The organism is Antarctobacter sp. (genome assembly GCF_965277915.1).
GTDB lineage: Bacteria > Pseudomonadota > Alphaproteobacteria > Rhodobacterales > Rhodobacteraceae > Antarctobacter.
The window spans coordinates 1,380,201-1,393,616 of sequence record NZ_OZ255849.1 but is presented as its reverse complement, the minus strand read 5'-3'; the positions used below and the strand labels follow the sequence as shown (position 1 = coordinate 1,393,616).

Annotated in this window: 12 protein-coding genes; 9 read left to right on the top strand and 3 right to left on the bottom strand. The window is 66.5% G+C overall.

Annotated features, from left to right (window positions below):
- The first annotated feature begins 149 nt into the window (after positions 1–149).
- The 4 genes from ACQY5B_RS07605 (at position 150) to glmM (ending at position 4,265) form a co-directional block, all read left to right on the top strand.
- Positions 150–839 (top strand): cell wall hydrolase, encoded by a 690-nt coding sequence (locus tag ACQY5B_RS07605; protein ID WP_420325727.1) that lies wholly within the window; start codon positions 150–152, stop codon positions 837–839.
- A gap of 94 nt (positions 840–933) precedes the next feature.
- Complete coding sequence (locus ACQY5B_RS07600; RefSeq protein ID WP_305971466.1) at positions 934–1,872, top strand: dihydroneopterin aldolase; 939 nt, start codon at positions 934–936, stop codon at positions 1,870–1,872.
- Positions 1,873–1,911: 39 nt separating this feature from the next.
- Positions 1,912–2,925: a dihydropteroate synthase gene (folP, locus tag ACQY5B_RS07595; protein ID WP_420325728.1), complete on the top strand. Its 1,014-nt coding sequence runs from the start codon at positions 1,912–1,914 to the stop codon at positions 2,923–2,925.
- Positions 2,922–4,265: a phosphoglucosamine mutase gene (gene glmM / locus ACQY5B_RS07590; protein ID WP_420325729.1), complete on the top strand. Its 1,344-nt coding sequence runs from the start codon at positions 2,922–2,924 to the stop codon at positions 4,263–4,265. The genes folP and glmM overlap by 4 nt, the downstream gene beginning before the upstream one ends.
- 56 nt (positions 4,266–4,321) lie before the next feature.
- On the opposite strand, the gene ACQY5B_RS07585 is transcribed toward glmM, so the two are convergent.
- The 3 genes from ACQY5B_RS07585 to proS form a co-directional block, all read right to left on the bottom strand.
- The gene (locus ACQY5B_RS07585) at positions 4,322–4,843 is read right to left on the bottom strand and encodes a DUF2937 family protein (protein WP_420325730.1); all 522 of its coding nucleotides are present in this window, start codon (positions 4,841–4,843) and stop codon (positions 4,322–4,324) included.
- Between the two features lie 92 nt (positions 4,844–4,935).
- Complete coding sequence (locus ACQY5B_RS07580; protein WP_420325731.1) at positions 4,936–5,871, bottom strand: serine hydrolase domain-containing protein; 936 nt, start codon at positions 5,869–5,871, stop codon at positions 4,936–4,938.
- Positions 5,872–5,899: 28 nt separating this feature from the next.
- Positions 5,900–7,249, bottom strand: a complete 1,350-nt coding sequence (gene proS / locus ACQY5B_RS07575) for a proline--tRNA ligase (protein ID WP_420325732.1) — start codon at positions 7,247–7,249, stop codon at positions 5,900–5,902.
- A 118-nt stretch (positions 7,250–7,367) separates the two neighbouring features.
- Between proS and ACQY5B_RS07570 the strand changes: the two genes are divergently transcribed.
- From ACQY5B_RS07570 to ACQY5B_RS07550, 5 genes are all read left to right on the top strand, one after another.
- Positions 7,368–8,672 carry a pentapeptide repeat-containing protein gene (locus tag ACQY5B_RS07570; RefSeq protein ID WP_420325733.1) on the top strand — a complete coding sequence of 435 codons (1,305 nt, stop codon included), beginning with the start codon at positions 7,368–7,370 and terminating at the stop codon, positions 8,670–8,672.
- A gap of 47 nt (positions 8,673–8,719) precedes the next feature.
- A complete protein-coding gene (locus tag ACQY5B_RS07565; protein ID WP_420325734.1) occupies positions 8,720–9,181 on the top strand; it encodes a hypothetical protein in 462 nt (153 codons plus the stop codon).
- 106 nt (positions 9,182–9,287) lie between these two features.
- Positions 9,288–10,373, top strand: a complete 1,086-nt coding sequence (locus tag ACQY5B_RS07560) for an AI-2E family transporter (RefSeq protein ID WP_305971474.1) — start codon at positions 9,288–9,290, stop codon at positions 10,371–10,373.
- Positions 10,370–11,104, top strand: coding sequence for an HdaA/DnaA family protein (locus ACQY5B_RS07555; RefSeq protein ID WP_305971475.1), 735 nt, complete (start codon positions 10,370–10,372; stop codon positions 11,102–11,104). The genes ACQY5B_RS07560 and ACQY5B_RS07555 overlap by 4 nt, the downstream gene beginning before the upstream one ends.
- Before the next feature lie 104 nt (positions 11,105–11,208).
- Positions 11,209–13,383 carry an RNA degradosome polyphosphate kinase gene (locus tag ACQY5B_RS07550; RefSeq protein ID WP_420325735.1) on the top strand — a complete coding sequence of 725 codons (2,175 nt, stop codon included), beginning with the start codon at positions 11,209–11,211 and terminating at the stop codon, positions 13,381–13,383.
- The last annotated feature ends 33 nt before the right edge of the window (positions 13,384–13,416 follow it).

Sequence of the window (13,416 nt, the reverse complement as noted above, 5' to 3'; positions counted from 1 at the left end):
GGCGCCGGTCTCGGGCCACAGTCGGGGGGACAATCCGCCGACGAGTCCCCGAGCATTCTTTACCCAATTGCCATTATTCTGTATGGGTGCGTCCGTCGCGTGACGTGAGGCACCACGCGATGCATGTTCGATTGGGGGATATTTTCGACATGAAACTTCTGACCACTGCCCTGCGCCGTGGCCTTGTCCTTGCGGCCTTTTCGTTCATCGCCGCACAACTGGCCCTGACTTCCGGCCCGGTTTCTGCCGACCCGGCCCGAAGCGCGCAGACTCTCCTGTCACTTGAAAGCCGCGCGCTGGCGCGCGTGGGCAACACCCATCTGAAGGGGCTCGTCACGCCCGTGAAACCGATCCCTGCGGCTGCGGGCACGGTGACCGGCGGCGGCGGCTTTCTCTATGACAAGACCTGGCTGTCCCGACAGCCCGCACCCGAGGGCGGACCGCAATGGCGCTGCCTGGCCGAGGCCCTGTACTTCGAGGCCCGGGGCGAGACCATCGAAGGGCTTTTCGCGGTCTCCGAGGTCATCATGAACCGGGTCGCGTCGAAACGCTTTCCGAATTCGGTCTGCGGCGTGGTGAACCAGGGCACGGGGCGCAAGTTCGCCTGCCAGTTCACCTATACCTGCGACGGCCGCCCGGAACACATCGACGACAAACGCTCGTGGAGCCGGGTCGGCAAGGTCGCCCGCGCGGTGCTGGACGGCAAGGCAACCGGCCTGACCAAGGGCGCCACGCATTACCACGCCACCTGGGTGTCGCCCGACTGGTCGCGGAAATACACCAAGACCTTTGCCCACGGGGTCCACATCTTCTACCGCCACACCTGGCGCGGCGAATAATCCGTCGCCAAAGGTTCGCAAAAGGGCGCCTGCGGCTGGCCGTCGGGCGCCCTTTTCGTTACCACGGGCCATCACACAACAGACAGGGGCCGACATGCCCAGCGACATCCGCCTAGCCTTTGCCCATCCTTCCGAACGCAGCGTCGCCACAGCCGGAGACACGCCGCATGACCGCATCTCGGTGCGCGACCATGTGGTCGAGGTCGATATCGGCGCCTTTCAGGCCGAACGCGGCCAGAAACAGCGCGTCCGTTTCAACGTGGTGGTCGAGGTCATTCCCTTTACCGGCCCGCTGGATGACGACGTGGACCGCATCCTGTCCTACGACCGGGTGACAGAGGCGATCAGCCACGAACTCGAGGCAGAGCGGCTCAACCTGCTGGAAACGCTGGCCGAACGCATCGCGGAACGCATCCTGCTGGAACCCCAGGCCCTGCGTGCCTTCGTAAGGGTGGAAAAGCTGGATCGCGGCCCCGGCGCGCTGGGGGTGGAAATCGTGCGCTCGCGCCGCGACGTGGCCGACCACCTGGGCGAGATCGCCGAGGAAGTGGCGCAGGAGCGCCCGCACGCCCGCGTCGTCTACCTGTCGAACGAGGCGATGGGCGATTCCCGGCTGACCTCCTGGCTGGACCAGCTCGAGGCCCGGCCCGCGCCGCTGATCCTCTGCGTCGGACGCCCCGATACCGAGATCCCGCAAACCGGGCACAAGATGACCCAGCGCCGGGTCGACCTGCTGTCGATCGAACAGAACGCCTGGTGCCTGGCCGCGCGCGACGACCGGGCCAAGGTGGTCGCCACCCGGACAGAGCTGGACTGGGCGATGAAGAACGGACAGATCTGCGTCTGGGCCCCTTCCAAGATCGTGCTGGACGCGACCCAGGGCCCGCAGGCGCAGCCGCGCGACTCCGTTGCGCTGGCGGCCTGGTTCGCGGACGAACTGGACGCCTGCGAACTGCTGGTGATCGGCGAAGACCTGCCGGACGAGATCTCTGTTCCCGCCCGCGCCCTGCCCCCGAGCACCTCGCTGTTCTAACCGCTTGCCAAGTCTTTCCTGATCGGTCAGTCACCCCGCATGAGCGTCTATTTCCGTCCCGTCGTCCGTTTTGACAGCCCCCGCCCCGATGAAGCGCTCGACCTGGCGGGCGGGCCGGGCTGGTTCACGCAGGCTGTCCGCTACAGCCGCGACGCGCCGCCGCGCAACGTTTCCCTGTCCGAGATCCCCGAGGATTGGCGCACGCGCCTCTCCGCGCCTCGGGCCGCCATCGCCGGCATGGTCCTGGACAGCCCGCGCATCATGGGCATCCTCAACGTCACGCCGGACAGTTTCTCGGACGGCGGCAACCACCAGACCGCCGCCAAGGCGGTGCAACGGGCGCGCCGCATGGTCAGTTCGGGGGCGCATATCATCGACGTCGGTGGCGAAAGCACCCGTCCCGGCGCCCTGCCCGTCCCGAACGAGGCAGAGATCGCGCGGATAGAGCCGGTCATCACCGCCCTGTCACGGGAACTGACCACGCCGGTCTCGATCGACACGCGCAAGTCAGCGGTGGCGGAGGCGGCGGTGACGGCCGGCGCGGCGCTGGTCAACGATGTCTCTGGCTTCACCTACGATCCGATGCTGGCGCATTACTGCCGCGACCGGGGGCTGCCCGTCTGCGTGATGCATGCGCGCGGCGACCCGGAAACCATGCAGCAGGATCCGCGCTATGACGACGTGCTGCTGGACGTCTACGATTTCCTGGCCGCGCAGGTCGCCATGCTCGAGGAGTTGGGCATCCCGCGTGCCCGGATCATCGTCGACCCCGGCATCGGCTTCGGCAAGACGATCGACCACAACCTGACGCTCTTGCGCGACGTGGCGCTGTTCCACGGTCTGGGCTGCCCGGTCCTGGTGGGCGCCTCGCGCAAGGGGTTCATCGGCAAGATTTCCGGCGTCCAGACCTCGGCCGAGAGGGTCTCCGGCTCTGTCGCCGTGGCGCAGGCGGCGGCCGCTCAGGGGGTGCAGATCGTCCGTGTCCACGATGTTTCAGCAACCGCCCAGGCGCTGGCCATGTGGCGGGCCATTTCGAGAGGAAGCTTTCCATGAGCCGCAAGCTGTTTGGCACCGACGGTGTGCGCGGGACCGCCAACACCTACCCGATGACAGCCGAGATGGCCTTGATGCTGGGCGCAGCCGTGGGGCGGTATTTCCGCAATGAACACTCGGGCGTCCACCGTGTCGTGATCGGCAAGGACACGCGGCTGTCGGGCTACATGTTCGAGAACGCACTGACCGCCGGGCTGACCTCTACCGGCATGAACGTGCTGCTGCTGGGGCCGGTGCCAACCCCTGCCGTGGGCCTTCTGACCACTTCGATGCGGGCCGACCTCGGGATCATGATCTCGGCCAGCCACAATCCCGCCGCCGACAACGGGATCAAGTTCTTTGGCCCCGACGGTTTCAAGCTGTCCGATGACGTCGAGGCCGAGATCGAGGCGCTGGTCGAGTCCGGCGTGCGCCCCGCCCAGCCAGACAACATCGGCCGCGCCCGCCGGATCGACGATGGCCGCTTCCGCTACCAGGAGCGGGTCAAGAGCACCCTGCCCCACGGGCTGCGGCTGGACGGGATCAAGGTGGTGGTCGATTGCGCCAATGGCGCCGCCTACAAGACCGCCCCCGAGGTCCTGTGGGAGCTGGGCGCCGACGTGGTCCAGATCGGGAACGCGCCCAACGGTCTGAACATCAACGACAACTGCGGCTCGACCAAGCCCGCCGCCGCCGCCGAGGCGGTGCGCCGGCACGGCGCTGACGTGGGGCTCTGCCTGGATGGCGATGCCGACCGGATCATCCTGATCGACGAGAACGGCCAGGTGGCCGACGGCGATCAGTTCATGGCGCTGCTGGCGGCCCGCTGGGCCGAAGAAGACCGGCTGAAGGGCGGCACCCTGGTGGCAACAGTCATGTCCAACCTGGGGCTGGAACGGTTCCTGGACGACCGCGGCCTGCGGCTGGAACGGACGCAGGTCGGCGACCGCTACGTTGTCGAGGCGATGCGCGCGGGCGGGTGGAACCTGGGCGGCGAACAGTCGGGCCACATCGTGATGACCGATTACGCCACCACCGGCGACGGGCTGATGGCCGGGATGCAGTTCCTGTCGGAAATGGTGCGCACCGGCAAGCGCGCCTCGGACCTGACCCACAGCTTTACCCGCGTGCCGCAACTGCTCAAGAACGTGCGCTACGGCGCCGGTGTGCTGCCGCTGGACGCGGACAGCGTCAAGAAGGCGATCGCGGATGCAGAGGGCATGTTGACCGGCAAGGGCCGCCTGCTGATCCGCAAATCCGGCACCGAGCCGCTGATCCGCGTCATGGCGGAATGCGAGGATGAAGACCTGCTGAGCCAGGTCGTCAACGGCATCGTGGCCGAGGTCGAGGCGGTCGCCTGACCGCCTGCCCCTTTCCTGTGCCGTGCCGCCGGGACCTTGTGGCGCCGTGGCCGCGCTCAGACCTCGCCCCGCCCGCGCAGCGGGGCCGTCACCAACCGCAAGCTGCGCCGCAGGATCGCGAAGACCAGCGCCAGCGCCGCCCAGCCCGCCAGGAACCCCGCCCCGGCAAAGACCGTCCCTTCGAAGGTGGCAGGCACCGCGGGTTTGAAGCTCTGCCAGGCCCGATGTGCAACCTCGCTGTCGGGTCGCATCTCGAAGGCCAGTTTGGCCCGCGCGAAGGGGCCCGCCCCTTCCAGCCGTGCCAGCGCCTCCGACAGGCGTGCGTGCCGGGCGATGTCGCTGGCCATGTTGCCGGCCTGGGTCCGCGAAAGCTCGCCCTCCTCGGCCAGGGCCGAAAGGTAGGCGTCCAACTCCAGTCCCACCCGCGCCGCATCCGCCTCGTATCGCGTGACCTGGCGTGCCAGTTCATCCACCGCGCCGCCGAGGCGCTGCATGTATTGCTGGGAATATTCGGGGAACTGCGACAGGCTTACGGCGCCCGTCAGCCCGGCCGCAAGGGCCACTACCCGCAAGAACATCTGCCTGTGCCTCCCGTCGCGTCTCTTGGCGATCTTGGTCGCAGAATGCCAGAAACCGTCTCCCCGCACGAGAGGAAAGCGCGCGCCGAGGGTCAGTCGGCGAAAACCGCCCGCACCAATGCCGCGTCCAGCGCCAGCATAGCCTCTTCGTCTACGCAGGCGCCATAGGCCGCGACGATCGTGTATTTCCCCGCCCAGTTCACCGCAAAGGCGCCCAGCCCCGCATCCCGGAAACAGAGCGCACCGAAATGCCAGTGGTTTGCCATGTCGCGCCCGGTGCGGAACAGCATCCCCAGCCCGTAGAAGGCACCGCCGCCCAGGTCTGCCGAGGGCGTGTCCCGCGGGTCCATCGCCGTGAACCCCTCCCGCATCAGCCGCGCGTAGTCGCGCACCGACATCTGCCAGCCGCCCCAGGGGCCATAGCCCCCATACTCGGGCGAGAGCCGCGCCGTGGTGATCCCCAGCGGCTCCAGCACGCGCAGGGCGCAGGCCTTGTCGTAGCGGTTCCCCGTGACCGCCTCGATCACAAGACCGAGGATGGCGTAATTCTCGTTGTTGTAGCGATAGCTGCCGCGCTTGCCCTCCTGCCGGTCCCGGTCGAGCGCGGTGGCCGTCACCTCTTGCCAGCGGCGGGTGGTGTCGCCGCGCCATCCGGACATCGCGCCCTGCGTTTCATCCGGCCAGAGGCCCGAGGTATGTGTCACAAGCTGGGCAAGCGTGATTGTGCCGCCGCCCTCGATCCAGCGATTCAGCGGATCGTCCCAGGCCATCAGCCCCTCATCCACCAGCGCCCGGGCGCAAAGCCCGGTGATGCCCTTGGACAGGCTGGCCAGGGGCACGGCCAGGTCGGGGTCATAGCCGCTGTCCCGCCCCAGCAACAGGCTGTCCCCGATCAGGAAGACCAGCGCGCCGGGCGGCTTGCCCTGCGCCTCCAGCCAGCGGGACCATTCCAGGGCCACGCGGTCGGATTGCCCGAACGCGGGCACGGCGCAGGCGATCAGGATCAGGACTAGGCGGAACAGGCGCATGAGGTATCCAGGGGCTGACGCCCGCGGATCATGCCCCCGGCAGCACCTTGTTGTAAATCGCAGCGATCCGCGCCACCGCCTCTTCGGGCGGCATCTCCTCGCTTTCACCGGTACGGCGCGAGGTCAGTTCGACAACGCCGTTCTTCAGACCGCGCGGCCCGACGGTGATCCGCCAGGGCAGACCGATCAGGTCCATCGTGGCGAACTTGCCGCCCGCACGCTCGTTGGTGTCGTCGTAGAGCGGCTCCAGCCCCAGCGCGGTGAGCGAGGCGTAGATCGCCTCGCAGGCGCCATCGGCCTCGGCATCGCCGGACTTGAGGTTGACGATCCCGCAGTGGAACGGCGTCACGCCCTCGGGCCAGATGATGCCCTTGTCGTCGTGGCTGGCCTCGATGATCGCGCCCAGCAGGCGGCTGACGCCGATCCCGTGGCTGCCCATGTGCACCGGCACCTTGTTGCCCTCGGCATCCTGCACGGTCGCCCCCATCGGCTCGGAGTACTTGGTGCCGAAGTAGAAGATCTGGCCAACCTCGATGCCGCGCGCCTGCCGGCGGCGTGCCTCGGGAACCTTGGCAAAGACCTCTTCGTCGTGGGTTTCATCGGTGCGGGCATAGCGCGAGGTGAATTCCTCCAGCACCGCCTGGCATTCCGCGTGGCTGTCATAGTCGATCGCGCGGTCGCCGAACTTCAGATCGGTGATCTCGGAGTCGTAGAACACCTCGGACTCGCCGGTCTCGGCCAGCACCAGGAATTCATGGGTGTAATCGCCGCCGATCGGCCCGCCGGCGGCGCGCATCGGGATCGCCTGCAGGCCCATGCGTTCATAGGTGCGCAGGTAGCTGACGAGGTGGCGGTTGTAGGCGTGCAGCGCGTCTTCCTTGGTCAGGTCGAAGTTGTAGCCGTCCTTCATGTAGAACTCGCGGCCCCGCATCACGCCGAAGCGCGGGCGGATCTCGTCGCGGAACTTCCACTGGACGTGATACAGGGTCAGCGGCAGGTCCTTGTAGCTGCCGACATGGCTGCGGAAGATGTCGGTGATCAGCTCCTCGTTGGTCGGACCGTAAAGCATGTCGCGATCGTGCCGGTCCTTCATGCGCAGCATCTCGGCGCCGTAGTCGTCGTAGCGGCCGGATTCACGCCACAGATCGGCCGATTGCAGCGTCGGCATCAGCATCGGGATATGGCCCGCGCGGATCTGCTCCTCGTGGACGATATTCTCGATGTTCTTGAGCACCTTGAAGCCCAGCGGCAGCCAGGAATAGATCCCGGCGGAGGCCTGCTTGATCATGCCGGCGCGCAGCATGTAGCGGTGGCTGACGATCTGAGCCTCGGAGGGCGTTTCCTTGAGAACGGGCAGGAAGTAGCGGGACAGGCGCATAAGGGTCCTCTGGAACAGCGGTTTTGCCCCTCGTAGCGGGTTGGATGAAGGCAGGCAAGAGCGTGCGGAAATGGCCGCGCGGGTGCCCCTCGCCCGCCCCCTTTCGCGATGCGCCGCGATGGGCCAGACTGACGCCCTGACAGCCCTTGGCTGGGCATTGCTGCCATTCTGGTTCCTGCTGCTTGCGGGAACGCTCTGGCACCTGTGGCTGCTGTTCTCGGGGATGGAGTCGTTTCTGGACAACGTGGGTTTTGGCATGGGGGCCGTCGTCGCGGCCTTTCTGGGCGGGCCGTTCGTGATCTGGGGGGCGGTACTGAAACATCGCACCGTGGAATTCCAGAAGGAAGGCCATATCACCGAGCGGATCAGTAAGGCGGTGGAACAGCTTGGGGCGGAGAAGACGGTCATTGTGCCTGCCCTCGCACCGGACGGAATGCCCGGGCGAGACAAGAACGGTAACATGGCGACCAACGAACGCACCGTCCCTAATATCGAAGTGCGGATCGGGGGACTGTTGTCACTGGAGCGGATCGCGCAGGATTCGACACGCTATGACAAGAAGCGCGACCATGTGCGGGTGATGGAGATTCTCTGCGCCTATGTGCGAGAGAATGCTCCGGCATCGGAGGCCAAGGATTTCCCGTTGCCGGAGTGGGAACCACTGGCGGACGATGCGAGCGAGGAAGAGCGCGTAGAGCACGTCAAGAAGCGAGACGAACGATTCCACGGTGAGGATGGGCCAAAGGCCCGGGACTGGGCGCAATCGCTGGACGATCCGCGCGCAGATATTGCGCTGGCGCTGCGGATCATCGGACGACGTACCAAGGAGCAGTTGCAGGTCGAGGCGCGCTGGGGGGATGAGGCGCTGGACTCGGCGGACTGGGTCTTTGATACGCCCTGCCCGAAATTGCCGAACGCGCCTGACGGCGAACCACATCCGGCGGGGGCGGTCGATGAATACATCGACCAGCTGGACGACTGGAAAATGACGATTTCCGGCTATCGCGGCTATCGCCCCGACCTGCGCAAGACCAATCTCCAAAAGGCGGACCTGAGCAAGCTGACCCTCTCCGGCGCGCGCCTTGACGGGGCGCGGATGGAGGGGGTGGACCTCGCCGGGGCGCGGATGGAGGGGGCAGACCTCTCCGGGGCGCGGCTTCCAACCTCCTTGAGCGCGGCCTCTTTGAGAGCCGCCGCGCTCAAGGAGGTTGGTCTGTCCGGAATCGGCCTCTCGCAGGAACAGATCGATGAGATGTTCGGGGATGCCAGTGTCACCTTGCCCGAGGGCCGCGAAAGGCCAGCACACTGGCCGAGATGGGAATTGCCCAACCACGGCAAGCACAATTTTCGCGACGAATGGCTAAAGTGGCAGGCCTATCCCGAGGGCTATGTCCCGCCCGATCCTCCGTGTGGCGGCAAATAGGGTCCCGGGGCCGGCCCGGGACGGGGACAGGAACCGAAAGGCGGAACATGCGGAAACAGGAGATCGCGCCGCGGATGGCGGAGGTCTGGGAGATGATGCCCGAGAGCACGCGGGCCAGCGCGCGGGCCGAGATGGTGCTGGTGCAGGACTTCCTGGACGGCACTCGGCACGTGCCCGAGCGGGAGATGCCCGCGCTCCGGCGCGAGTTCGACCGTTGCCTGGCCCGTTATATCACCCCTGCCCCGCCCGCACCCCAAGCGGCGCCGGAACCGGCGGCTGCGTCCCCGACGGAGGAGGATCTCTACGAGACCGTCGCGCGCAGGGCGCTCTCCTGTTTCGAAACCACCGTCGACGGGTCGGTGGCGCGGGCGGATGACCTGGCCCGGATGGCTCGGACCCGGGGTCAAGAAGCGCTGCGCGGCCTGACCCGCAATCCGTTGAAGCGCCGCCGCCTGATGCGCCGGCTGAAGGCAGAGATCGCCGCGGAACGCAGCAAGGTGATCCAATAGGCCATCCATCCACCGAAGACTCCCCAGTTTTCGCAGCACCGTGACGCGCAAATCCTTGAATCCCGGCCATATACGGGCGATGAAGGGGAGTGCGAAAGGATAGCCAATGGCCCTGCCCGTAAGGGATCAGATGAAGTACTGGGGGATCGCGGCGGCGGTCTTTTCCGTCGTGCTCTGGTTCCTGGGTGACGTGCTCTTGCCCTTCATCCTGGGCGGCGCCATCGCCTATTGCCTGGACCCGGTGGCCGACGCGCTGGAGCGCGCCGGGCTGAAGCGCGGGGCGGCGACGGCAGTCATTACCGTGGCGGCGCTGATCCTCTTTGTCATCATGACGCTGGCGGTGATCCCGCTGTTGATCCAGCAGGCCATCGCGCTGTTCGAGTTCGCGCCGCAACTGTTCCGCGACCTGCAGGCCTTTCTGACCGAACGCTTCCCCAACATCATGGACGAAGGCAGCGTGGTCCGGTCCACGCTGACCGACCTGGGCGACACGATCAAGCAGCGCGGCGGCCAGCTGATCCAGGCCGCGCTGGCCTCTGTCGGCTCGCTTCTGAACCTGGTCATGCTGCTGCTGATCACGCCGGTCGTGGCGGTCTATCTGCTGATGGACTGGGACCGCATGGTCGAGCGCGTCGACGACATGCTGCCCCTCGACCACAAGCCGGTGATCCGCCGCCTTGCGGGTGAGGTCGACCGCGTTCTGGCGGGTTTCATCCGAGGCATGGGGTCGGTCTGCGTGATCCTGGGTGGCTATTACGCGCTGGCGCTCTGGGCCGTGGGGCTGCAGTTCGGGCCGGTGGTGGGCGTGATCGCCGGGGCGCTGACCTTCATTCCCTATGTCGGCGCCATCGTCGGCGGCGTGCTGGCCGTGGGGCTGGCGATCTTCCAGTTCTGGGGTGAATGGTGGTGGATCGTGGCGGTCTACGCGATCTTCCAGTTCGGCCAGTTCGTCGAGGGCAATATCCTGACGCCCAACCTGGTGGGCAATTCGGTCGGTCTGCACCCGGTCTGGCTCTTGCTGGCCTTGTCGGTCTTCGGCACGCTCTTCGGCTTTGTCGGTCTGCTGGTGGCGGTGCCGCTGGCGGCGGCACTGGGTGTCCTGATCCGCTTCGCGATCCAGCAATACAAGGGCTCGCGCCTGTTCCTGGGGATTTCTGCGCGCAGCAGCTTTTTCGAAAGCGACGAGAAATGAGCACCGGCAACCAGTTGCCCCTGCCCCTGCCGTCGCGGACGGCGCTGGGTTGGGAGGATTTCTTTGTCAGTCCGGCCAACATGCTGGCGGTCGCGCAGATCGAGGGCTGGCGCGCCTGGCCCTCGCACAAGCTGGTGCTGGTCGGCCCGCCCGGATCGGGCAAGACCCACCTGGCGCATGTCTGGGCGGCGCAGTCTGGCGCGCGGATCGTCAAGGCCCGGGATCTGAGTGCCGAAACCATCCCCGCCCTGGCGGGCGGCCCGGTCTGCGTCGAGGACATCGAAGAGATTGCCGGCGACCGCCCCGCCGAGGAAATGCTGTTTCACCTGCACAACCTTGTGCTGGCGAACGGCGGCACGCTGATGGTCACCGCCACCCGCGCGCCCGCGCTCTGGCCGCTGGTACTGCCGGACTTGGCCAGCCGCATGATGCACGCCCAGCTGGCCCAGATCAGCGAACCGGACGATTCCCTGCTGGCGGCCCTCCTGGCCAAGCTCTTCGCCGACCGACAACTGCTTCCCGGGCCGGAGGTGCTGTCCTATCTTGTGCGCCACATGCCGCGCAGCTATGCCACGGCGGCGCGGCTGGTGGCGGCGCTGGATGCCGAGGCCCTGGCCCACCAGCGTGACATCACCCGACCGATGGCGGCGCGGGTTCTGTCACGGCTGGTGCCCCCGGGGGCCGAGGATCGCGGCACCTCGCGGCACGATCCCGGTGGCGCGCAGGGCTGAACCGCGGGCCCCGGCGCCTGCCCGGCCACAGCGGCCAAGATCTACCGGCACGTCACCTGCGTGCCGTCATAAACCTGTTTCAGTTGCAGAGGCATAAGCGCCCCATGACCCAAGCCGATTTTCTCAAAGCCCCGCTGCCGCCCGCCACCGACCTGCCGGACCTGGATCCGACCGGCCCCGGACGCTTCCACAACCGCGAGCTGAGCTGGCTCGGCTTTAACTGGCGCGTGCTGGAAGAGGCCGAAAACACCCGCGTCCCGCTGTTAGAGCGGATGCGCTTCTTGTCGATTTCAGCGGCCAACCTCGACGAATTCTACACGGTCCGTGTCGCCGGCCTGCGCGAACTGGCCCACAACGGCAACACCACGCCCGCCGCCGACGGGCTGACCCCGGCCGAACAACTGGTGCTGATCGACCAGGACGCCCGCCGCCTGATGGCCGAACAGCAGCGCGTGCTGACGCTGTTGCGCGGACTGATGGCCGAGGAAGGCATCTCTATCGTCTCGCGTTCCGATCTGAACGAAGCGGACGTGAAATACCTCTCCGAGGCCTTCCTGGCGCAGGTCTTTCCGGTGCTGTCGCCGCTGGCCATCGACCCGGCGCACCCCTTCCCCTTCATCGCCAACATGGGCTTTTGCCTGGCGCTGCAGCTGGAACGCATCCGCGACAAGCGCCCCCTGCAGGCGCTGCTGCCGATCCCGCAGCAGATCGACCGGTTCATGGAACTGCCCGGCGGCGACCGCGAGCACCGGTTCATCCAGCTCGAAGAGGTGCTGCTGCTGCACATCGACAGCCTGTTCCCGGGTTACCGGGTCAAGGATCACTTCGGCTTTCGCGTGCTGCGCGACAGCGACCTGGAAGTCGAGGAAGAGGCAGAGGACCTGGTGCGCGAATTCGAGGTGGCGCTCAAGCGCCGTCGCCGCGGCGAAGTCGTGCGCCTGACCATCACCCAGGGCGCCCCAGAGGCACTGCGCAAGATCGTCATGGACGAACTGCACGTCCGCCCCGATGAAGTGATCGAGCTGGAAGGCATGGTCGGCGTGGCCGACACCAAGGAACTGGTGATCGACGCCCGCCCCGACCTGCTCTGGCCCTCCTTCACCCCGCGCGTGCCCGAACGGGTGCAGGATCATGACGGCAACATGTTCGAGGCGATCAAGCAGAAGGACATGCTGCTGCATCACCCCTACGAGACCTTCGACATGGTGGTGCGGTTCCTCAAGCAGGCGGCGCTGGATCCGGACGTGGTGGCGATCAAGCAGACGCTCTACCGGACGTCCAAGAACTCTCCCATCGTCGAGGCACTCTGCGAGGCGGCGGAAGACGGCAAGTCGGTGACCGCGCTGGTGGAACTGAAGGCCCGGTTCGACGAGGCGGCCAACATCCGCCAGTCGCGGCGGCTGGAACGGTCCGGCGCGCATGTGGTCTATGGCTTCCTCGACTGGAAGACCCATGCCAAGATTTCCCAGGTCGTGCGGCGCGAGGGCGACCGTCTGGTGACCTATACCCACTGGGGGACCGGCAACTACCATCCCATCACCGCCAAGATCTACACCGACCTGTCGTTCTTTACCTGCGACGGGGCGCTGGGGCGCGATGCGGCCAAGATCTTCAACTACCTCAGCGGCTACGCCATGCCCGCCGGGCTGGAGAACCTCTATATCTCTCCGCATTCGCTGAAATCCGGCATGATCGAGATGATCGACAAGGAGATCGAGCACGCCAAGGCGGGCAAACCGGCGCAGATCTGGATCAAGATGAACTCTCTGATCGAGCCGGACATGATCGACGCGCTCTACCGCGCCAGCCAAGGCGGCGTGCAGGTCGACTGCGTGATCCGGGGCATCTGCGGATTGAGGCCGGGGATCAAGGGTCTGTCCGACAACATCCGCGTCAAGAGCATCGTCGGCCGGTTCCTGGAACATTCGCGCATCGCCTGTTTCGGCAACGGCCAGGGCCTGCCCAGCAAGAAGGCGCGGGTCTTCATCTCGTCCGCCGACTGGATGGGCCGCAACCTGAACCGTAGGGTCGAAACCGGGGTCGAGATCCACAATGCCACCGTCAAGGCGCAGATCGTCAGCCAGGTCATGGCCGCGAACCTCGCCGACACGGCGCAAAGCTGGATCATGGAGCCGTCGGGCAAGTTCACCCGTCACCCGGTGCCTGAGGGCGAATTCGCCTTCAACTGTCACCGCTTCTTCATGGAAAACCCCTCCCTTTCGGGGCGCGGGTCCGCGGGGGCCTCGGACGTGCCTAAACTGACCCATACCAGCGACTGAACCTGCCCTGGGTTCCAAGACGGAAAGCGCCCC